Below are 19,830 nucleotides of genomic sequence, written 5' to 3' on the forward strand. Positions count from 1 at the left end.
TGTATTCACTATTCCAAAAAATTTCTTATAGTATATTTACTAATCTATTAATTTCTAATATATTTTAGTCATTTTTCAATAGTAATACAATGAAGTATTTCAACAATCTCTTGACTTATGTTTTAACATTTCCCTACTTTTTATTCCTTTTCTTTTAGAAGCAAGTATGTGTTTTATGAATTCCTTGCATCTCTCTGGAGATGGTGTACCTTTAATAATTAATTCTCCACCATCACTGCTTCTCAATACAGTAATATCATTTTCAACATCCTTGGATTCAAGAACCCAATTCTCATTTAAGTCCATGTACCACCTCTGATATATAAGTAAATATTTGTTATTTAATTATATCATTATTTTCTCCTGTAGACTATAGTCCGTTGAAATGGTTTTTCGTTGATTAGATGATTGGTTTCAAGAAGGAGTTGTCCCTATTGAAACTTGAAGAGGCTTACGGAAAATTATTAAAGGAATACAGACAGAAAAAAAATCTTTCTCAAGAACAATTAGCATTTGAATCAGGATTAGATAGAACATATATTTCTATGCTTGAAAGAGGAAAAAGACAACCTTCCTTATCCACAATATTTTCCATAGCAAAATCTTTAAATATAAAGCCCTCTGAATTTCTCGAAAAATTAGAAGAATAATCAAATAAGAAAATAGAAAAAACGCTCCTAAATGAGCGTTTTTTTATCTTTATATTGAAACCTCATATGGTATTCCATCACGCACCTGTTTAAGTAGTTCCACAGCAGCATCTGAATATTTACCAAAAGTGGAGTTCCCAATCTTAACTCGAATGTGATACTGGTTATCTGAACTCTTTATGTCAATACCAGTTTCAAGCCTTACTTTTTCAATAAGGAAATGAGCCTTGTGCCAACTAGGATAACCCAACTCTTGTCCGACATGAGTTAGTGAATAAGGATAACCTGCATTTAAAGCAGTTGGATTAGACAAGGTGGTAATTCCATACAACTTTGCTAGTTCGCCTTCATCGCTAGTTGCTCTTTGTAAAACTTGAAAATCAACCTCGATAGTCCTTTTAGGAATATCTACCCTAACCAAATCATAAGTACGAGCCATGAGAGAACGAAGAATTTTAGGATTTATTCTTTGTACGGTACTTTCTGTACCAAAAGCTTTGAAAACCCATTCAAAATGACTTGCCGTTATACTTTTAATCCTAACACTTCTGTGCGGGCTAATCGAAATTAATTTCTCCCGTGGGGGTGCTTTTCGTGCTTCTGCATTCTCATCCCACTCTAAAATGTAAATGTTAGGTATTAGCTCATTTTCACTAGAAATTATCTCGTCTATATCCGACAATATGGCTTTAATATTAGGATCTTCTGCACTATAACCTACAAAAAGTAACGGGTGTTCTGCGAAATAGGTAAGTAATTTGGCACTAAGATACTTTTTCTTAATACCAAAATCTTTGTAGTCATCAGAGTTAAAGACAAGTGATTCAAGTTTGGAGGTACAACCGTGTACCTTGAATATTTCTCCAATACTTGCATGACTTGCTCTTAAGATTTGTTGCCCAATATAGAGGTATAATCTGGAAATATAACTTCAATAAAGCGTTCATAGTTTGTTGTTATGATGGCATGAGGATAAATATCTAATAACGCCTGTATTTCCAGTAGGTGTTGCTCATCCTTAATTTCATTTATTGACTTAGGTGTTATCAAATCGAAATATTCCATTATTTTGAATTTTATGTAAATATCAGGAGGTAATTCCTCCCTGAAAAGTTCAGGAGGAAACTGAACCCTTCCAGCGCCCCAAGCCCATTCCTTCCCGAAAACTTTCCGTGAAAATTTGGCCAATTTCAATTGGGTCACGATATTTTTGTTTGTAATATACGAACTCATGTTGAATTTCAGGACAAATGTTTGCAAGATATCTTAAAAGTTGCTCCCAGTTAGGGGCACCAAAGTATCTCTTAGAAATACCAGACCCAATAAAAAGGATTGGTTGACATCCCATATCCTGAAGACATGTCTTTATATCTTCACAAACTTCAGCTTGATATTGTTCGTAAGACAAGTTATTCCCCCCTCACCGCAATAATTTTTATTATATATCTAATTGGTAATTATTGAAAGTATATTAGGGGTTTAGCGTAGCTTTGATGTGTATACGAAAGGAAAGATCACTTAACCAAGAGGAATTGGCACATCGCTTCGCTGGAAAGATAACTAGAGTATGACTTTATGTCATGCTCTTTTTTCCAAATAAATACCATAGATGTTTTTTATTAAATTTTATATACTATAATTTGGTTAATTTACATAGGGTAGGTCATCAAGATGACAACAAGAATAACATTAAGGATGGGATATCGAATGAAGAAAGCTGTTATGGCTATGGTCTTAGGGATTACATTATTGTTGGTGGGTTGTGGAATTGATAAAGGGTTTATTGATGATACATATGAAATTCTAGGGATGTGTGAGAAACAATTCGGAAGTAGTGGCAGACTTTCCAATGACGATGCCATAAGGAATAAATGGAGTGCTTACGAAGCTAAATACGGGAAGTCCTCTGGCAAACAGAAAGAGGTTTTTGAGAATCTACAAGAAGCTTTTTTTGCAACAATGGCATTTAGTTTAAATGCTGTTACGCAAGATCAGAAAAAAGTCAAGGAGAGTCAAAGTAAATTTAATACATATAAGTCTAAGGTTGACGAACTATTAAAATAATTTGGGGCTAAGTTGAAAGGAGTGGCAATTTGAAGTGACCCCAAAAAGTTAGACAAGGTTATGTTATTAGGCAGCTTGTAAGGCATGAGTACGGTATTGAACTGGACTCATGCCTTTTAATTTTGCCTTCATTCGTTTGTGGTTGTAGTTATCGATATATTTCGCTAATTCTTGTTTAAAGTGTTCCACACTTTCAAATTCCTTTAGATAGAGGAATTCGGATTTTAATATACCAAAGAAATTCTCAATTACCTCATTGTCGTAACAATTGCCTTTACGGGACATACTTTGCGTGATCCCCCATTCTTGTAAGGCTTGACGATATTGCTTCATCTGATAATGCCAGCCTTGATCGGAATGCAGGAGGAGTTCATCGTTCTCTGACAGTCGTTCAAATGCCTTCTCCAGCATCTTCGAGACGAGGGAATAGGTTGGTCTTGAAGCGATTGTATACGCAATAATTTCTCCGTTAAATAAGTCTAAAACAGGTGACAGGTAAAGTTTTTCGCCAAATAATTTGAACTCTGTGATGTCCGTTACCCACTTCTTATTTGGTTTTTCCGCTGTAAATTGACGGTCTAAGAGATTGGGGGCAATCTTACCTATTGTCCCTTTGTAAGAACGATATTTTTTCATACGGACAACGCACTTCAAGCTCAATTCTTTCATGATTCGCTGTACTTTTTTATGATTCACTATATAACTACGGTTCACCAATTCATCCCGAATACGACGATAACCATAACGCCCTTCATGTTCGTCAAAGATGGATTGGATCTGTTTTTTTAACTCGACATCTTGATCCGATTTCCCAAAGTTTTTCACCCAGTAATAATATGTACTACGTGGAATCCCTGCTAGCTTGAGTACTGATTTCACCGGAAATTCATGCCTTAATTCAAAGACTACTTGCGCTTTGTCTTGTTTGGTGATTTTTCCTTGCTTTGAACTAAGGCATTCAACTTTTTTAAATAAGCATTCTCCATACGTAAACGCTCTAATTCTGCTTGCAAAGCCTCTGCTGAACCTTCTGCTGGTGCAGTTTTGTTTGTTGGTTTCTGACTATCTTTTTTCATCGTTGGCCGCCCCTTTTTCTTTGATTCCAGGGCCGCCCAGCCTAGTGTGTCTAAGGTATTTTGTCAATTCCAAAGAATCGATTCGGAAGACAAGTTAAATCTCGCTGCCGTTTCAATAATGGACGTCCCGTGTTCGTTCATATAGTTAATTACGTCTAGTTTATATTGGGCAGTGTATTTTGTATAGGTTTTTATAAAGGCCCCTTCTCCATGATATTGATACTTTTTCACCCAATACTGTAGTTTACTAACATGTACACCGATTTCCTGTGCGATTGTTTGATAACCTGTATGTCCTTCTAAATATCGTTTGACCGCTTTTATTTTTTCTGCTGCTGTAAATTTAGCCAAAAGAAAAGCACCTCCAATTGTTAGATGTGTGTCTAACAATTGGGGTGCAGTTCAAATTGCCACTCCTTTTTTATGTAAGTTTTTATACATTGAAGGGTTTAGCACAGCTTTTCTGGCTCATTTATGGACTTCACACCCATCGGGGGTTTCAACAGGATCACCCACAATCGTATTGACATCTACCATTTCCTTGATATTTTCCATCGCGACTTTCATTAGACCTTGTATTGGATGTTCGGTCATCAAGAACTTCCTCCTTAAAAAGTAAGGTTCAACCACATTAACTTAAACATCTATATGGTGTCCTTTAAGCCGTATGATTATGTAGATTCAGCGGTTTCCGAAGGCAGCAGCACGCTTCTCCAAGCACGCAGCCCGCCTTTGACTTTGAGAATACGAAGCAGCAATCTAAAGACAGCGCTGATTATATGGCACAGTCGTATTTGCAGTGTGCAAACCCCTTCAATCAAGAGCAGCTTTTGATTGAAAGCCGGCATGACCTGAAGATGAGGCTGAATGTCTAAACGGATATACCGGGAAAGGAATCCTATGATTGATGTTTTGATTCCCCAGAGAGCTCCCACAAGGAAGGCCGTCTCAGGGGCATCCCCGATACCGACCGAAGTCTTCCAATTCAGCTGAGTGCAGTGGATTCGGCGTACGGTTCCTAACAGCCATTCGTGAAAATGAAAACAATTCTTAAGCAAGATTTGTATATTTTCGTATGCTTCCTTAATTTTCTCCACATTTATCTGCTTCTTTTGATCTTTTATCAAATGATGGGCTTTCGCATTCACCTGCTCCATCTTCAGCTCTAAACCTTCCGCCCAATTTTTGAAATGAAGCATGGGGATATTGTAGTTCACATTCAACAGACCGAGCAGCGCACGGAAATTGAATAAAATTTCATCATTATCCCCTTGATGGGTCAGCGTTATCCGAATCCGAACCCGGCTCAGCGCCAAGATCATGATCAGCACACCAATCATCCCGGCGGCCCAAGCCCAAACCATATCAAGCAACCCCTTCCTGCAGGCGGACCATCGTCCCGAAAACATAAAAAACCCCTAGATCGCAAGAAGCTTGCCGCTTCTTCTCCTCAGGAGTTAGTATAGCCCTGCTTTGCCGAAACATGCATGTTACGCATGATCCGTATCATCAATCTCGTCCATGGTCACTTGCTTACCGTCCAGCTTCTCAAACAGAAGCCGCGTTTCTTCTTCCAAATTATCGTCATTCTCAAACATTGTGGTTTCCGGGAGATCGGCAATTGTGGCCAGCCCGAAATAGTCGAGAAACGATTTAGTTGTGCCATACAATATGGGCCTGCCCGGTGCATCCGCGCGGTCCACTTCATGAATCAAGTCTTTAGCAACCAGCGTTTGGAGCGCCCGATCCGACTTCACCCCGCGAATTTCCTCGATATCGATACGGGTGATCGGCTGCCTATAAGCGACAATCGCTAGGGTTTCTAGTGCTGCTTGCGACAAGGACGAGCGGGAAGGTGAGTAGGCCAGACGCTCAAAGTAAAGTGCGTGTTCAGGGAGCGTTGCCAGCTGGTACGTGCCTGCAAGTTCAACGATTTGAAGACCTCGGCCCTGCCGTTTCAAGTCTGACTGCAAATCCAAAATCAATTCACGGACAAAAGCGGCGTCCTGTTCCAGCACCTCAGACAGCTGTTTGGCATCAAGCCCTTCATCCCCCGCCACAAACAGCAAGCCTTCAATAACTGATTTCATCTGTCCTAAATCCATTCGCCGTTTCATCCTCTCTTGCCTGTATTACAATATCGTCGAAAAGCTTGTGTTGAAAGCAAACAATCCGTTTGACCTTCATCAGCTCAAGCAATGCCAGAAACGTCACTACTACGGCATCTTTTGTCGCATCCACCTGCAAAAGCTTGGAGAAAAGGACCTTGCCCCCCTGCTTCTCCAGCGTTTCGATTACCTCAACCATCCGATCTTTGACGGAGATTTCATCCTTACGGATTTTGGCGATGGCGTTGCGGCTCTGCATCCGACGCAGCGCTTTCCGGAACGCAAGAACCAGATCCGCAACATGAAGCCCCTTGACCGGATTTCCCATGACTACAGGGACATACGGAGTTAAATCCTCGGGCTCCCGCGTATAAATGAGGCTTCGCTCCACTTCTTTATCCCGCAAATGATCAGCAATGGCTTTATATTTGCGGTATTCGATCAGCTTGGCAACAAGCTCGGACCGTGGATCGTAATCCTCATCCATCATGTAATCGTCAAAATCCAGATCGAGAATGGGAGGTTTAGGCAGCAGCATTTTGCTTTTTATCGACAACAAAGTGGCCGCCATGACTAGGAATTCACTCGTCAGCTCGAGCTCAAGCTCCTGCATGGCGTCCAAATATTCCATGTATTGATCCGTAATATCTTTGATCGGAATGTCGTAAATATCGACCTCCGCTTTATCAATCAGATGAAGCAGCAAATCAAGGGGGCCCTCAAAGGTTTCCAGTTTTACCGTGACTTTCACTTTCCGATCGTTCCCCCTTAGGTCATGCCCTAATCATTTATTTGGAGAATTGTTTGACCAAATTAGCCATTTCGATTGCGCCAGTGGCAGCTTCCCAGCCTTTGTTGCCCGCTTTCGTACCAGCGCGCTCCACGGCCTGCTCAATCGAATCCGTCGTCAGAACACCGAAGATCGTTGGCACACCGGTTTTCAGTGCGATAGCTGCGACACCTTTGGCGGCCTCGTTGCACACGAAATCAAAATGAGGAGTTGATCCGCGAATAACGGCACCAAGCGTAATCACAGCATCGTAACTTCCGCTTTCAGCCATTTTTTGTGCAATTAACGGAATTTCAAACGCCCCTGGAACCCAAGCGATTTCGATTTCGTCTTCTTGTACGCCATGACGCTTCAATGCGTCAAGAGCGCCGCCCAGCAGCTTGCCTGTGATAAATTCATTGAATCGGCCCACCACAATACCGTATTTTAAACCTTGCGACACCAAGTGTCCTTCGTACATTTTCGCCATATCTCTCTAACTTCCCTTCATATTCAAAATTATTTTTTTGCGCTAAAATCGAGCAGGTGGCCAAGTTTGGCCTGTTTTGTGTGAAGATAATTCGTGTTGTCTTCATTTTCTTCCATTTGAATAGGTACACGCTCAATCACTTCCAGGCCATAGCCTTCCAAGCCGCGAATTTTGCGGGGGTTGTTCGTGAGCAGTCGGATTTGGCGTACACCAAGATCCTTCAGGATTTGCGCCCCGATGCCGTAGTCCCGCAAATCCGGCGCGAAGCCCAGCTTCAAGTTCGCGTCCACCGTATCAAGCCCTTGCTCCTGCAGCTTGTAGGCCTTCAGCTTATTAATCAGACCAATCCCGCGTCCTTCTTGACGCATATAGAGGAGTACCCCGGCGCCCGCTTCGTCAATTTGCTTCAGGGCCGCAGCAAGCTGCGGTCCGCAATCGCAGCGGTGGGAGTGAAACACATCGCCGGTCAAGCATTCGGAATGAACACGCACCAAGGTCGGGCTGTCGCTGTCAATCTTGCCTTTGACCAAGGCGACATGCTCCTTCAGATCCACGACATTGGTATAGGCGATCGCCGTAAAGCTTCCGAAATCGGTCGGCATTTTGACCTCTACTTCACGCTGAACCAGCTTTTCCTTATGATTGCGGTACTTGATCAAATCTTGAATGGTGATGATTTTGAGATCATGCTTTCGGCTGATTTCCATAAGATCAGGAACCCGCGCCATCTCACCGTCTTCTTTAATGACCTCGCAGATGACGGCAGCCGGATAGGAACCGCACATGCGAGCAAGATCTACCGATGCCTCCGTATGACCGGCACGGCGCAGCACGCCGCCCTTCTTGGCAACTAACGGAAAAATGTGACCCGGCCGACGAAAGCTGTGCGGCTTGGTCTGTTCGTCGATAAGCGACATCACGGTCCGCGAGCGCTCCGAAGCCGAGATGCCTGTCGTCGTTTCGACGTGGTCGACGGAAACCGTGAACGCGGTGCCGTGGTAATCCGTATTCCGCGTAACCATTGGCGGCAAATCGAGCTCCTGAGCCCGTTCTTCGGTAATCGGTACGCAAACAAGCCCGCGGCCTTCTTTAATCATAAAGTTGATGACTTCAGGCGTTGTCTTCTCGGCAAGAGCCACGAAGTCGCCTTCATTCTCACGGTCCTCATCATCCACCACGATGATGACCTTGCCGAGCATCAGATCATAAATCGCTTCTTCGATCGTATGAAACTGGATTGTGTCCGCCATCTCTCTCACTCCTTTTAATTTCGATTCAGCAGATGAAGCGCACCTCACATGAATCCATGATCGGAGAGAAAAGCTTCGGTGAGCTTCGTCTTCTGTGAGGTCCCCACGCCGTCGCCACCTCGAAATGTCATAAGCCTCTCCATGTATTTGCCTAGTACGTCTCCTTCGAGATTGACTTCATCCCCTTGCTTCTTGTACTGAAGCACAGTCTCGGCGAGCGTGTGCGGTATGATCGAAACGGTAAACGAATTCTCCGTCGCCTCAACGACCGTCAGGCTAATCCCGTCAATCGTGATAGAGCCGTGAGGAATAATATACTTTAGAATGCCCGAATCACGCGGCTCCAAGCGAAAGACGACGGCGTTCTCTTCCGGAGTCCGGCCTGAGATCACACCGGTCGTATCCACGTGACCTTGGACAATATGGCCGCCGAAGCGGCCGTTGGCCGGCATCGCCCGTTCCAGATTGACCGGCGCGCCGGTCGAAAGCCGGGACAGGTTGGTCCGACGGAACGTTTCGGGCATCACATCTACAGTAAAGCTCGACTCGTCGTAACTAACGACCGTGAGGCATACCCCGTTGACTGAAATACTATCGCCGAGATTTACGTCGGTGAGAATCCGTTTGGCCCCGATCGTCAGCACCATCGCCTGCCCTTGCTTTGCTATACGCCTCAGCGTTCCGATTTCTTCTATGATGCCTGTAAACATCCGTTACACCCCGCTTTCACTATCGTTTTCACTATCTGTTTCATACCCGGGATAGCCGGTAATGCAGATGTCGCTCTCAAACCGCTCGACTTGAAGACGGTCCAGCCTAATGGCCTCCCGCATCGTCTCAAAGCCGGAAAAATCAAAATTGCCGGGAGCTGCGGGTCCCCCGCCGATGATCTTTGGTGCAAAGAAGAGCACCAATTTATCCACAAGGCGCGCCTCCAGCAGCGCGCCGCTCAGCCGGCCGCCGCCTTCAACGAGCAGCGAGCCGATGTCGCGTTCGCCGAGCCGCTCCATGGCGGCGTGGAGGTCGACTGCCGGCCCCGGGCCGCAGTCGATGACCTCGACGCCGAGCGCTTCGAGCTCGCGGCGGCGCGCCTGCGGCGCCCGGTCGGTCGTCAGCACGACCGTGGGCGTCTCCCCGTCCCGCACGAGCCGTGCGCCGTGCGGGATTCGCAGCGTCGAGTCTACGACGACGCGGAGGGGATTCAGACCCGGCACCGGGAGCCGGGTCGTCAAAGCCGGATCATCGGCCAGTACGGTGCCGATGCCGACCATAATTGCCTGATGACGATGGCGCAGCGTGTGGACGTACGAGCGGGAGTCCCCGCTGGTAATCCACTTGCTGTCTCCTGTCTTGGCGGCGATTTTACCGTCCAGCGTGCTGGCGCTTTTCACGGTGACAAAAGGGCGGCGTGTGACGATGAACTTGTTGAACGCCTCGTTAAGCTCTATGGACTCGTGCTCCAGCACGCCCACTGTCACCTCAATACCGCTGGCACGCAGCCTGGCAATGCCGCTTCCCGCCACAAGCGGGTTGGGGTCCTTCGCCGCAACAACGACCCGCTTCACGCCTTCACGGATGAGGCGGTCGCTGCACGGCGGCGTCTTCCCATGATGGCTGCACGGCTCCAGCGTCACATATGCCGTACTGCCCTCCGCTTCGCTTCCGGCCATCTGCAGCGCATGGACTTCGGCATGCGCCTCACCACGCTTCAAATGCGCGCCCATCCCGATCACTCGGCCGTTCTTCACAAGCACACAGCCGACAACCGGGTTGATTCCCGTTTGCCCGGAGGCGGAGGCGCCCAGCTGCAAGGCAAGCCGCATGTAAAACTCATCGTTGATATCGCCCAAGGGCATCGTCATGAACCGCTCCCCAATCTCGTTGATAATGATTTGCCAGACAAATTTGCGCGACCAACGCAAAAAAGCCTCTTTTCGCAAAACAAAAAGGGGCATGGGATATTACTTATGGGAATGCAACGGAAATGCACAAGAAACAGATTCGCTAAGACTGATATACACCATGACAAATCGACACTGCTTGCCAGGTATAACAAACAGACGGACGCGCAGCTCCACTTGTGAAAACACGCACATACGCAAAAACAAGACTAGGATCTTGTCACGCTTTCCCCTTCTCCCATCCAGACTGTACTGTCGGTCTCGGAATTACACCGAGTCCACCGGCAGTGGCTGCTCACCTAGGGAAGGCGCTTTGCTGCTGCACGGGTCACGGACTGAGTCAAGCAGCTTACGCCGCTTGACATCACCGCCGGTTGGGAATTTCACCCTGCCCCGAAGGTTCAAGCTATGCTATTATTTAAAACCAAGTATAACGCTTGGAGAACGCTTTGTCTATACTAGTCCTGATATATTACGCTTCAGTGACTTGAACGGACGCCATTTTTTCGCGGCCTTTCAAAGCATCAACATGCTCCATACCTTTTACGACTTTGCCGAAAACCGTATGCTGGCCGTCCAAATGCGGCTGCGGCTGATAGCAAATATAGAACTGGCTGCCGCCGGTGTTACGGCCTGCATGCGCCATCGCCAACGTACCGCGCTCGTGCTTGTTCGGGTTAATCTCGCAGTTGATTGTGTAGCCAGGACCGCCGGTTCCTGTTCCTTGAGGGCAACCTCCCTGCGCTACGAAGCCAGGAATCACGCGGTGAAACACAACGCCGTTATAGAAACCGGAGCTGGCCAGCTTCTCGAAGTTAGCTACTGTATTCGGAGCGTCCTTGTCGAAGAGATCCAACACGATTTCGTTGCCGTCTTCCATTTTGATCGTTGCTTGCTTTGCCATAGTATATACACTCCTTATTTTCTTCGTTTATGTAACCGGAATTTTGCTTATGCAAGTATCCCAGCTCGTCCCCAACTATTTTACTATGAAAATCACTTCTGCACAAATAGTTAGAATTGCACCGTCTAAAAAACGTAAAAAACGCTCAGCCATCAGCCGAGCGTCCTTGATCATCTTGTTTTCGTTGCCTGCTTCATTCGTTCAGGCACAACGTCATTACCGAGAAGATAGTCGAACGTCTCACGCTTCACCACAACGTCGGCTTTTCCGTCCTTCACGAAAACTACCGCCGGGCGACGAATGCGGTTATAGTTGCTAGCCATCGCGTAATTGTATGCGCCGGTGCAGCCGACTGCAAGCAAATCCCCTGTCTGCACCTTAGGCAGGTTTACATCCCAGATCAACATATCTCCGCTTTCACAGCATTTGCCTGCAATCGAGACCATTTCCTCATTCGCAGCTTGAGCGCGATTGGCGAGCATGGCTTCATAAAGCGCTTCGTACAGAGCAGGCCGCGGATTATCGGTCATGCCGCCGTCTACGGCCACATATTTGCGAACGCCGGGGATATCCTTGTACGTACCAACAGTATACAAAGTCGTTCCCGCATCGCCCACGATACTGCGGCCAGGCTCCGTCCAAATTTCCGGAAGCGGATATTCGTGACGCCCGAAATTGCTGCGAACCGCATCGGTGATCGCTTTGATATATTCCGCTACAGGCAAAGGCGTATCGCCGTCCACATAACGGATGCCGAAGCCCCCGCCCAGATTGATGACGCTGAATGTAACATCAAGTTCTTGACGCACTTTCAGGGCAAAGTCCGTTACTTTGTCTACCGCCATCCGGAATCCGCCCACTTCGAAGATTTGTGAACCGATATGGGAATGCACGCCGAGCAGTGTCACATGAGACAGCTCCGTCGCTTCCTTAACGGCCTGCAGTGCAGAGCCATTCTCCAAATCGAAGCCAAACTTGGAATCCGTTTGCCCGGTTGATATATACTCATGCGTATGCGCATCGACTCCCGGAGTAATGCGCAGCAGAATGTTGACGTTTTGTTTTTTCTCTTCAGCAATCGCGCTCAGCATGTGCAGCTCCACGAAGTTATCAACCACGAAGCAGCCGATCCTCGCATCCACGGCCATTTCTAGTTCAAATGGAGTCTTATTGTTACCGTGGAAATGAATCCGTTCAGCGGGGAACCCTGCCTGCAGCGCGGTATACAGCTCACCGTCGGATACGACGTCCAGCGACATGCCTTCCTCTTCCACGATACGGCACATAGCCATTATGCTGAACGCTTTGCTGGCGTAAGCCACCTGGAACCGAAGCCCCGATTCGCGAAAAGCCTCCACAAATTCGCGGCAGCGCTGCCGGATCAGCGCTTCATCCATGACATAAAGCGGCGTACCGAATTTCTTTGCCAGTTCTACTGTATCGCAGCCACCGATTTCAAGGTGTCCGTTATCATTAATTTTACTTGTGCCGTGTAGATACATCGTGTGTTACTCCCTCTTCCCTTACAAGACATTACCTCTAAAGTAACACAGATGGACTCGGACTGACAACAAGCAAAAGCTTTCCTATGAAACGAAATACCTTAAGGTTGTCACCGGCACATCCTTAAGGCTGGGGCTGCCTCGTACTATCCGTCGGTTTGGTGATACTTAGACGCGTTTTCATGGACATGAACGGACGTCTTACCATAATGTCAGCCATCGCTTTGGCGTTGAACGGAATAAACGGCCATAAATACGGCGTGTTGTAAGACCTCTGGAGCGCGAGCATAAGCACGAGTAAGGTAGAGCCTATGATAAGACCGGGCACCTTGAAGATCGCCGCTGCAAGAAGAAGCCCAAGCCGGGCCAAACGGTTCGCCAGACTAAGCTCATAGCTTGGTGTGGCGAAGGTGCCCACAGCCGCCACCGCAAGATACAAAATCACCTCATTGACGAACAATCCGGTCTTCACCGCCACGTCCCCGATTAGAATCGCCGCAACCAAGCCCATCGCAGTAGCCAGCGGGGTTGGGGTATGGACGGCTGCCATACGCATCAAATCGAGTCCGAGCTCGGCGATAAGAAACTGGCCAAGCAGAGGAATTCTCCCCGGCTCCTGCGGTCCAATAAACTCCAGCCCCGCCGGCTTCAATTCAGGAGAGGTGACGATAAGCATCCAGAGCGGCAGTAGAAAGAGCGAGGCCGCGATTCCAATAAACCGAACCCACCGCAGGTAAGAGCCGACAAATGGAGTTTGGCGGTACTCTTCCGCATGCTGAACATGGTGGAAAAAGGTGGTCGGCAGGATCATCACCGAAGGAGAAGTATCAACAAACAAGATCAGGTGTCCTTCCAGTAAATGCGCTGAAACAACATCCGGGCGTTCTGAGAAGCGAACCATCGGGTAGGGGTTCCAGCCTTTACCGATGATAGCCTCTTCCAGCTGCTTTTCCGCCAACGGCATGCCGTCCACATCGACCTGTTTAATTTTGTCGCGCACCGCTTCCACCAAATTTTTATCGCAAATATCCTGAATATATCCAATACAAATATCCGTCTGAGTACGTTTGCCGGCCTGCATAATCTCCAGCTTCAACCTGGGGTCCCGGATTCTGCGGCGAACCAACGTTACGTTGGTCAGCAGCGTTTCTACAAATCCGTCCCGCGATCCGCGCACCACCCGCTCCAAATCGGGCTCCTCCGTGGAGCGGACGGGGAAGCTTTTAGCATCAACCAGCACCGCTTCCTTTTGGCCCTCGAAGAAAAAGGCCGTTCCTCCCATCGCCACATTATCGATGGCTTCTTTTAGACTGTTGGTCTTTATCACTTGAATATGTGGGATCAGGGCTTGATCGAATAACGAAATTACGTCAAGATTATCTCTGTCCTGATCCCTATTACCAGCTTCATGACGGCCCCCTCTATACGTTTGATCCGCATAGGATAAGCGGACCAAAATATCTGTCAATACCGTATCCTTGGCAAAGCCGTTATAATAAAATATACCTGTATTTTGACCGCCGAACATCATTTCCCGGAACACCACATCGAAGCTTTTATTCAATCCGACTTGTTCCTCCAGCTGCCTTTTCAGCCGCTTAAAATCTTCGGATATGGACGTATCCTTCATCAGCTCATGCTCTTCAGCGGTTAGCGTCCATTCTTTTTGAAAGGAGCTTGGCCCCTTAGATTCATCTCCGGATTGACCTTGAGATTCCTTGGACACCATCGTCGACTCCGTCTCTGTCCCCTGGCTTTCGATAATGTTTCCATCCCGGTCAATCGCCAGCCTTGTCTCTATTTTACCGATCTGCTTGTCTTCCCCTTCATTGGTCGGAGCCCCTCGGCCTTTCAAGAGCTTCGCTTTTTTATACGACTTCATACCATCCACCCTCCCGAGTATTGAATTCGGATCACCTCAACACACCCAGCCAGTCCATGAGCGATCCGATAACTTTACCGAAAATCATCGCCATAAGAAGCCAAATCATGAAAGACTCCATTCCAATCCGCTTGGCCAAAATCGGCAGCACATTAATGACTTCCGTCAGCGCCGCGGCCAGCATCCCGACAAAGCCTCCTGCAAACAGACCGAACAATGCCGCTGCCATTGGAAATAAGAAGTAAGTCCATTCAAAAAAATCCGTCAGAGTAAAAAACAACGAACCGATGATCACGGCCGTTTCATACCATCGGATGTGGTTATACGATCGGGTGACTTGGGCTAGCCTAGGAATGACATCCAGCACGACCAAAAACGCTACCATACCGCTGCCGACCACCAGGCCACCGCCAACTCCGATTAAACTTAGAAGCAGTACGTCAAGGATCTCGATGGGAAGTCTCCCCCTCCTCACGTTTCTTTTCCTGGATCTTTCCGTATTCTTCCGTAATGACATATTGATTGACGTTCTCTTGATACATGAACATCTCCACTTCTAGCGGACTCGGTTCTTCATTGAATTTTTTCTTAAATAAATGGTTGAAAAACGTAATCATCCCGAGACCGATTCCAATGGAATAAGGTATTTGCAGCAGCAGCGGATGCTCTGTCTGCTTCCCGGTGAGCAGCTTATAAATGTGCTGATGGACCTCCGCCATGCTTACGTCCGCATGAAAGTTCATAATAGCCAACCCCGATCCCACAAAAAGCAGCAGCCAAACGAGCACGATCAGCAGCACGCTTGGAGGCTTCGTCCGTCCATGGATCTCGATCAAGGCATGCGGCTCTCCAAAATGCTCGATTTGCATCGAAGGGTAAAGTTCCTTCACTTTACGGACAATCAGCATCATATCGACCAGTACGACGCTCCCATCGTTTTCATGAGGACGGTACAGTTCCAGCATTTGCAGCTTATGTTCATATTCGGGCTCCGTTAACAATTGTGCAATTTGTCCCAAGTATACCGGTTCGCCGCGACTTACTCGCATTTTTTTGCGCAATCGTATATACAGGGATGGAACAGAAGCGCGCTGCATCTTGCGGTTCCTCCCTTTATTAAGCAGTTAGTCTGTTATGCCTTAGTATGAATAAAAAGCCAATGTCATACACACGTAAAGCAATGGTAAAAATTAACTTGGCTAGGTTGGAATAAAGGAATTCCTTTTGACAAAAATTAAGCGTGAGAACAAAGAATATACTCTCAACACAAGGGAAGGTGTCATAGACATGACAAAAATCGCTTTAACGCTCGTCATCATCGGGGCGCTGAACTGGCTGCTTGTGGGGTTGTTTGAATGGGACTTGGTGACGGCGATGCTAGGTGGAGACGTTCACCGTGAGTCTTCCGGAATTAGCCGCATTGTGTATACGTTGGTTGGTCTTGCAGGTCTGTACTGCATTGGATTGTTATTCAGGGATGACGTTAGGGCCCGATAAATGGTTATGGAGAAAAGAAAAGAGGATGAGCCGAAGCTCATCCTCTTTTCTCTCACTGCGCAATTTGGTTCTTGATGGATTGCAGTATTTTTTTCTCCAGCCGGGATACCTGCACTTGTGAAATACCGAGACGGGCTGCGACCTCCGACTGCGTCTGATCGCGGAAATATCTTAAATACACGATCAGTCGCTCCCGTTCGCTTAAAGAAACGATCGCCTCATTCAGCGCAAGCTTATCGAACCACTTGTCCTGCGCGTCATCGGCAATTTGATCCATTAACGTGATTGGATCCCCATCATTCTCGAAGACGGTTTCGTGGATTGAGGACAGCGGCTTGTTCGCCTCCTGGGCAAAAACCACATCCTCGGGAGAGATTTGGAGCTCCTCCGCCACTTCCTTAATGGTGGGCAAGCGGCCATTCCGTTTGGAGAGCTCGTCCTTGGTTTTACGGATTTTGTTGGCCAACTCCTTGAGCGAACGGCTGACCTTAAGCGTACCGTCGTCCCGCAGGAATCGCTGAATCTCTCCAATAATCATCGGCACGGCGTAAGTTGAGAACTTCACTTCATACGAAAGATCAAACTTGTCAACAGACTTCAACAGCCCGATACAGCCGATCTGGAATAAATCCTCGGCTTCGTAGCCGCGGTTTAGAAACCGCTGTACGACCGACCAAACGAGTCGAATATTACAGTTCACCAGCGTTTCTCTGGCCAGCGTATCTCCCGATTGGCTTAACGCGATCAAGCGCTTGACTTCGGCATCGTCCAAATAACTGTGAGAGGCGTGCTTCAAATCCACATCCATAAGATCAGACCCCTAATTGAATAAAGCTTTTTTCGATTCAATTCGCTTCTTCATTCTGATGGTGGTGCCTGTGCCAAGTGCGGTAGTGACCTCAATCTCATCCATAAAATTTTCCATGATCGTAAAGCCCATGCCCGAGCGTTCCAGCTCCGGTTTGGAGGTATACAGCGGCTGCTTAGCCAGATCTAGATCCTCAATCCCCGCTCCTTGGTCCTCCACCATAATAAAAATGGTATCCCCTTCGATTTGTGTGGAAATGGTCACCACGCCATCCGGACGATTATCGTATCCGTGGATAATGGAATTGGTAACGGCCTCGGAAACGACGGTTTTGATGTCGGTTAGCTCATTCAGGGTCGGATCGAGCTGAGATACGAATGCGGCAACGGTTACGCGTGCGAACGATTCGTTCTCAGAGCGGCTTGCAAACTGCAGCGTCATAAAGTTCCGTTCACTCATGATACGACCTCCAAACTTTGAATCGCTTTTCTTTCGTTATCCTGGATGGACAAAATTTTGAATAAGCCCGACATCTCAAGAAGACGGTAAACGGACGGATTTACGTCACATACAACCATTTTTCCGCCTTTAGCCGTAATCAGCTTATACCGCCCCAGAATGACTCCGAGTCCTGAACTGTCCATGAAGGTCAGATCCTTCAAGCTTAAAATGATATGGCTGCTGTTGCCCCTAAGGATCGCATCTTCCATCTTCGTTTTCACGGTATCTGCCGTATGATGGTCAAGCTCGCCGTGAAGCCGTACGATCAGCGTCTTGCGATAATGTTCAAGTTCGATTCTCAAACTCAAACTGCTCACTCCTTCCCTTCTATGCCCACTCTTTTCTACGTAGAGGAAAGCATTTCCTGCACCCCCGACAAAACTAGAAGAAATCCGTCAGAACTAGAAAAATTGCGACAAACGGCGCGAAGTAAACAAAGTCCCCGTCAGAGATTTTCATCTGCGGGGACTCATGGTGTCAGTAAATGTTAGCATGATAACTTAGCGCTTCAATCCAGGAAGAGCATGCGTTTGGCTGTCCGCTTCGTTAACGTCCACAAGCCGGCTTTCTTCACCTCGACGGGCGATTCCAGCGTGAACTCGGTAAGTACCTGATCATCTTTATACACGACGAGCTTACCAATAGGCTGACCGAGAGCGAGCGGCGCCTTCAAGTCAGGCAATAACTGCACCTCATGGCGAATACCGCTGCCGGCATCACCTTTCTTGAGCAGGACACTGTAGGGTTGCTTGGCCGTCAGAGGAACGACAGGAACCTCGCCCTTGCCTACTTTCATTTCTCCCATTGTGTCACCGGTTCTGTATATCGGGAGATTTGTAAACTGGGAGAAGGCGTAATCGAACAGCCTCGTGACCTCCGCATTGCGTGTCTTGGTGTTAGGTTCCCCCATGACAACTGAGATGACACGAAGATTCTCTCTTTTGGCTGTAGCCGACAGACAGAATTTCGCCTCGCTTGTATACCCGGTTTTAAGCCCATCTGCACCGCTGTAAAAGCGAACCAGTTTGTTCGTATTGACCAGCCAGAATGGTTTGGGCGTTTCTTTTCTCAGATAGTCCTGATAAAGGCCTGTAAATTTAGTGATTTCTTCATGCTTCAGCAGTTCTTTGGACATCAGCGCAATATCGTAAGCCGATGAATAATGGTTTTGTGCTGGCAGACCGTTCGGATTGACAAAATGGGTACTTTTCATGCCAAGCTGCTCTGCGCGCTCATTCATCATCCGAACAAACGCTTCCTCGGAACCGGATATCTTTTCAGCAACAGCCACTGAAGCGTCGTTGCCGGAAGCCATTGCTATGCCTTTCAGCATGTCTTCGACCGTCATTTCCTCTCCCGGCTCTAAGAAAATTTGCGATCCGCCCATCGAGGCTGCGTATTCGCTGGTGCGCACTTTCTCGTCCATCTTGATTTTACCTTGATCCAATGCCTCCATAACCAGCAGCATGGTCATAATTTTAGTGATACTGGCCGGGGGCAGTTTGGCATCTTTATTTTTCTCAAAAATGACGGTCCCGGTATCCGCATCGATGACTACGGCAGAGGTCGAATTCGGCGCCAGATCAATCGGCTGGTTAGCTTTGCTTTCCTCTGCCATTGCAGCAGGTAGTATAAGAAGAAGCAAAAGCTGAATGGATAATCCTAGTTTGAAAACTTTGCTGATCATAACCAGTTCTACCCCTCCTGACGGAAGCTCAAGTTTAAAGTACTGTTAATAATTATTGACCATTATCAGACAAAATATTCCACATCGGCAAAAATAGAGCAGGCGCATGCGAGTACATGCGCCTCATAAAGCAACGTTGCGGCTGATCTCCTTCATGCGTACAAGTCCAAAGCATCCGCTTTGAATGCTCTAGCTTCGTTTGGGAAATCCCTTCTGAATCTCTCAGGTTACCTTGCGTTAGGAAAAATTCTTCGAACCATTTCGGAAAATTCCTTCACAAAGCCCGATATCGGTCTGCCCGCCTGCACATCGTTCACGTAGCTGTTTACCCGGCCTACAAAATCGGGGTTAACCGAGACGTACACGTTCTGGATGTTTGCATCGGTCGCCCGTACCTTCTCTGCGATCTGATTTTCGACTTCCTGTGTCATTTGGGCTTGGCTATTCTCCAGCACAGCAGCAACATAAGCGTTGCGGCGGGTCACTAACACATTCGCCGATTTGATACTTGGCACCTCGGAAACAATTTTGCTTGCCGCCTGATCGGCGATTTCAACTCTCTCTTCCGTCTCACTCATGGGACGAAAAGATTGGTTAGGCGCAGCTTGCTGCTGAACCTGCTGCCCATTGCCTTGTCCTTGCTGCGGATTCGTACAACCGACAGTAAGTGTTAGCAGGCAGCATAGAACTATACCGGTAGCGCTTAGCTTTTTGGGTCGAGTTTTCATCATATTTGTTTCT

At 47.4% G+C, this 19,830-nt stretch carries 23 protein-coding genes, 2 pseudogenes and 1 riboswitch; of the genes and pseudogenes, 3 read left to right on the forward strand and 22 right to left on the reverse strand.

What is annotated here, in order from left to right; translation table 11 throughout:
• Window positions 1-99: 99 nt before the first annotated feature.
• Complete coding sequence (locus tag JOE45_RS06390) at window positions 100-306, reverse strand: hypothetical protein (protein WP_210020988.1); 207 nt, start codon at window positions 304-306, stop codon at window positions 100-102.
• A 128-nt stretch (window positions 307-434) separates the two neighbouring features.
• Here JOE45_RS06390 and JOE45_RS06395 point away from each other — a divergent pair, with 128 nt between their 5' ends.
• Window positions 435-650, forward strand: a complete 216-nt coding sequence (locus tag JOE45_RS06395) for a helix-turn-helix domain-containing protein (RefSeq protein WP_210020987.1) — start codon at window positions 435-437, stop codon at window positions 648-650.
• 49 nt (window positions 651-699) lie between these two features.
• Here JOE45_RS06395 and JOE45_RS23445 read toward each other — a convergent pair whose 3' ends face one another.
• Together JOE45_RS23445 and JOE45_RS23450 are read right to left on the reverse strand one after the other, a co-directional pair.
• Window positions 700-1,575: an SIR2 family protein gene (locus JOE45_RS23445; protein WP_348632587.1), complete on the reverse strand. Its 876-nt coding sequence runs from the start codon at window positions 1,573-1,575 to the stop codon at window positions 700-702.
• Between the two features lie 189 nt (window positions 1,576-1,764).
• Entirely contained in the window at window positions 1,765-2,058 is a 294-nt protein-coding gene (locus JOE45_RS23450) for an SIR2 family protein (RefSeq protein WP_245246704.1), read from the reverse strand.
• A gap of 299 nt (window positions 2,059-2,357) precedes the next feature.
• Between JOE45_RS23450 and JOE45_RS06405 the strand changes: the two genes are divergently transcribed.
• The gene (locus tag JOE45_RS06405) at window positions 2,358-2,714 is read left to right on the forward strand and encodes a hypothetical protein (RefSeq protein WP_210020986.1); all 357 of its coding nucleotides are present in this window, start codon (window positions 2,358-2,360) and stop codon (window positions 2,712-2,714) included.
• 66 nt (window positions 2,715-2,780) lie between these two features.
• Here JOE45_RS06405 and JOE45_RS06410 read toward each other — a convergent pair.
• The 14 genes and pseudogenes from JOE45_RS06410 to JOE45_RS06475 all read right to left on the reverse strand — a co-directional run bounded on the left by JOE45_RS06410 (window position 2,781) and on the right by JOE45_RS06475 (window position 15,693).
• Window positions 2,781-4,141: pseudogene (locus tag JOE45_RS06410) on the reverse strand (IS3 family transposase).
• 135 nt (window positions 4,142-4,276) lie between these two features.
• Window positions 4,277-4,384: pseudogene (locus JOE45_RS06415) on the reverse strand (sporulation protein YtfJ); the annotation flags it as partial.
• Window positions 4,385-4,461: 77 nt separating this feature from the next.
• Window positions 4,462-5,154, reverse strand: a complete 693-nt coding sequence (locus tag JOE45_RS06420) for a DUF2953 domain-containing protein (protein WP_210020985.1) — start codon at window positions 5,152-5,154, stop codon at window positions 4,462-4,464.
• Window positions 5,155-5,280: 126 nt separating this feature from the next.
• Window positions 5,281-5,895 (reverse strand): SMC-Scp complex subunit ScpB, encoded by a 615-nt coding sequence (gene scpB, locus JOE45_RS06425; RefSeq protein WP_210020984.1) that lies wholly within the window; start codon window positions 5,893-5,895, stop codon window positions 5,281-5,283.
• Entirely contained in the window at window positions 5,864-6,649 is a 786-nt protein-coding gene (locus JOE45_RS06430; protein ID WP_210020983.1) for a segregation and condensation protein A, read from the reverse strand. The genes scpB and JOE45_RS06430 overlap by 32 nt, the downstream gene beginning before the upstream one ends.
• 37 nt (window positions 6,650-6,686) lie before the next feature.
• Window positions 6,687-7,157: a 6,7-dimethyl-8-ribityllumazine synthase gene (gene ribH / locus JOE45_RS06435; protein ID WP_210020982.1), complete on the reverse strand. Its 471-nt coding sequence runs from the start codon at window positions 7,155-7,157 to the stop codon at window positions 6,687-6,689.
• Window positions 7,158-7,186: 29 nt separating this feature from the next.
• On the reverse strand, window positions 7,187-8,407 hold the full coding sequence (locus tag JOE45_RS06440) for a bifunctional 3,4-dihydroxy-2-butanone-4-phosphate synthase/GTP cyclohydrolase II (RefSeq protein ID WP_210020981.1): 1,221 nt from the start codon (window positions 8,405-8,407) through the stop codon (window positions 7,187-7,189).
• Between the two features lie 44 nt (window positions 8,408-8,451).
• A complete protein-coding gene (gene ribE, locus JOE45_RS06445) occupies window positions 8,452-9,117 on the reverse strand; it encodes a riboflavin synthase (protein WP_210020980.1) in 666 nt (221 codons plus the stop codon).
• A gap of 3 nt (window positions 9,118-9,120) precedes the next feature.
• Window positions 9,121-10,263, reverse strand: coding sequence for a bifunctional diaminohydroxyphosphoribosylaminopyrimidine deaminase/5-amino-6-(5-phosphoribosylamino)uracil reductase RibD (gene ribD / locus JOE45_RS06450; RefSeq protein ID WP_210023389.1), 1,143 nt, complete (start codon window positions 10,261-10,263; stop codon window positions 9,121-9,123).
• A gap of 271 nt (window positions 10,264-10,534) precedes the next feature.
• Window positions 10,535-10,713: riboswitch (FMN riboswitch) on the reverse strand.
• Between the two features lie 67 nt (window positions 10,714-10,780).
• Window positions 10,781-11,212, reverse strand: coding sequence for a peptidylprolyl isomerase (locus tag JOE45_RS06455; RefSeq protein WP_210020979.1), 432 nt, complete (start codon window positions 11,210-11,212; stop codon window positions 10,781-10,783).
• A 170-nt stretch (window positions 11,213-11,382) separates the two neighbouring features.
• Entirely contained in the window at window positions 11,383-12,714 is a 1,332-nt protein-coding gene (gene lysA / locus JOE45_RS06460) for a diaminopimelate decarboxylase (RefSeq protein ID WP_210020978.1), read from the reverse strand.
• 124 nt (window positions 12,715-12,838) lie between these two features.
• Window positions 12,839-14,596: a spore germination protein gene (locus JOE45_RS06465; RefSeq protein ID WP_245246714.1), complete on the reverse strand. Its 1,758-nt coding sequence runs from the start codon at window positions 14,594-14,596 to the stop codon at window positions 12,839-12,841.
• Between the two features lie 31 nt (window positions 14,597-14,627).
• Complete coding sequence (locus JOE45_RS06470) at window positions 14,628-15,050, reverse strand: stage V sporulation protein AB (RefSeq protein WP_348632588.1); 423 nt, start codon at window positions 15,048-15,050, stop codon at window positions 14,628-14,630.
• Entirely contained in the window at window positions 15,037-15,693 is a 657-nt protein-coding gene (locus tag JOE45_RS06475; RefSeq protein WP_210020976.1) for a stage V sporulation protein AA, read from the reverse strand. Before JOE45_RS06475 ends, JOE45_RS06470 begins: the two co-directional genes overlap by 14 nt.
• Before the next feature lie 190 nt (window positions 15,694-15,883).
• Here JOE45_RS06475 and JOE45_RS06480 point away from each other — a divergent pair, with 190 nt between their 5' ends.
• Complete coding sequence (locus JOE45_RS06480) at window positions 15,884-16,093, forward strand: DUF378 domain-containing protein (RefSeq protein ID WP_210020975.1); 210 nt, start codon at window positions 15,884-15,886, stop codon at window positions 16,091-16,093.
• 52 nt (window positions 16,094-16,145) lie between these two features.
• On the opposite strand, the gene sigF is transcribed toward JOE45_RS06480, so the two are convergent.
• The 5 genes from sigF to JOE45_RS06505 all read right to left on the reverse strand — a co-directional run bounded on the left by sigF (window position 16,146) and on the right by JOE45_RS06505 (window position 19,820).
• The gene (gene sigF / locus JOE45_RS06485) at window positions 16,146-16,901 is read right to left on the reverse strand and encodes an RNA polymerase sporulation sigma factor SigF (protein ID WP_210020974.1); all 756 of its coding nucleotides are present in this window, start codon (window positions 16,899-16,901) and stop codon (window positions 16,146-16,148) included.
• Window positions 16,902-16,913: 12 nt separating this feature from the next.
• Window positions 16,914-17,360, reverse strand: a complete 447-nt coding sequence (gene spoIIAB / locus JOE45_RS06490) for an anti-sigma F factor (protein WP_210020973.1) — start codon at window positions 17,358-17,360, stop codon at window positions 16,914-16,916.
• Window positions 17,357-17,710, reverse strand: a complete 354-nt coding sequence (spoIIAA, locus tag JOE45_RS06495) for an anti-sigma F factor antagonist (RefSeq protein ID WP_210020972.1) — start codon at window positions 17,708-17,710, stop codon at window positions 17,357-17,359. Before spoIIAA ends, spoIIAB begins: the two co-directional genes overlap by 4 nt.
• Window positions 17,711-17,910: 200 nt before the next feature.
• Window positions 17,911-19,089 carry a D-alanyl-D-alanine carboxypeptidase family protein gene (locus JOE45_RS06500; protein ID WP_210020971.1) on the reverse strand — a complete coding sequence of 393 codons (1,179 nt, stop codon included), beginning with the start codon at window positions 19,087-19,089 and terminating at the stop codon, window positions 17,911-17,913.
• A 227-nt stretch (window positions 19,090-19,316) separates the two neighbouring features.
• Complete coding sequence (locus JOE45_RS06505; RefSeq protein WP_210020970.1) at window positions 19,317-19,820, reverse strand: YhcN/YlaJ family sporulation lipoprotein; 504 nt, start codon at window positions 19,818-19,820, stop codon at window positions 19,317-19,319.
• Window positions 19,821-19,830 lie beyond the last annotated feature (10 nt).

This window comes from Paenibacillus sp. PvR098, from assembly GCF_017833255.1.
GTDB lineage: Bacteria > Bacillota > Bacilli > Paenibacillales > NBRC-103111 > Paenibacillus_G.

Coding starts and splice junctions, on each gene's coding strand:
- ribD (WP_210023389.1), bottom strand. CDS start 10,263: ATGCCCTTGGGCGATATCAACGATGAGTTTTACATGCGGCTTGCCTTG.
- lysA (WP_210020978.1), bottom strand. CDS start 12,714: ATGTATCTACACGGCACAAGTAAAATTAATGATAACGGACACCTTGAA.
- ribE (WP_210020980.1), bottom strand. CDS start 9,117: ATGTTTACAGGCATCATAGAAGAAATCGGAACGCTGAGGCGTATAGCA.
- ribH (WP_210020982.1), bottom strand. CDS start 7,157: ATGGCGAAAATGTACGAAGGACACTTGGTGTCGCAAGGTTTAAAATAC.
- JOE45_RS06465 (WP_245246714.1), bottom strand. CDS start 14,596: ATGAAGTCGTATAAAAAAGCGAAGCTCTTGAAAGGCCGAGGGGCTCCG.
- scpB (WP_210020984.1), bottom strand. CDS start 5,895: ATGGATTTAGGACAGATGAAATCAGTTATTGAAGGCTTGCTGTTTGTG.
- JOE45_RS06480 (WP_210020975.1), top strand. CDS start 15,884: ATGACAAAAATCGCTTTAACGCTCGTCATCATCGGGGCGCTGAACTGG.
- JOE45_RS06405 (WP_210020986.1), top strand. CDS start 2,358: ATGAAGAAAGCTGTTATGGCTATGGTCTTAGGGATTACATTATTGTTG.
- JOE45_RS06505 (WP_210020970.1), bottom strand. CDS start 19,820: ATGATGAAAACTCGACCCAAAAAGCTAAGCGCTACCGGTATAGTTCTA.
- sigF (WP_210020974.1), bottom strand. CDS start 16,901: ATGGATGTGGATTTGAAGCACGCCTCTCACAGTTATTTGGACGATGCC.
- JOE45_RS06455 (WP_210020979.1), bottom strand. CDS start 11,212: ATGGCAAAGCAAGCAACGATCAAAATGGAAGACGGCAACGAAATCGTG.
- JOE45_RS06440 (WP_210020981.1), bottom strand. CDS start 8,407: ATGGCGGACACAATCCAGTTTCATACGATCGAAGAAGCGATTTATGAT.
- spoIIAB (WP_210020973.1), bottom strand. CDS start 17,360: ATGAGTGAACGGAACTTTATGACGCTGCAGTTTGCAAGCCGCTCTGAG.
- JOE45_RS06500 (WP_210020971.1), bottom strand. CDS start 19,089: ATGATCAGCAAAGTTTTCAAACTAGGATTATCCATTCAGCTTTTGCTT.
- JOE45_RS06475 (WP_210020976.1), bottom strand. CDS start 15,693: ATGCAGCGCGCTTCTGTTCCATCCCTGTATATACGATTGCGCAAAAAA.
- JOE45_RS06390 (WP_210020988.1), bottom strand. CDS start 306: ATGGACTTAAATGAGAATTGGGTTCTTGAATCCAAGGATGTTGAAAAT.
- JOE45_RS06420 (WP_210020985.1), bottom strand. CDS start 5,154: ATGGTTTGGGCTTGGGCCGCCGGGATGATTGGTGTGCTGATCATGATC.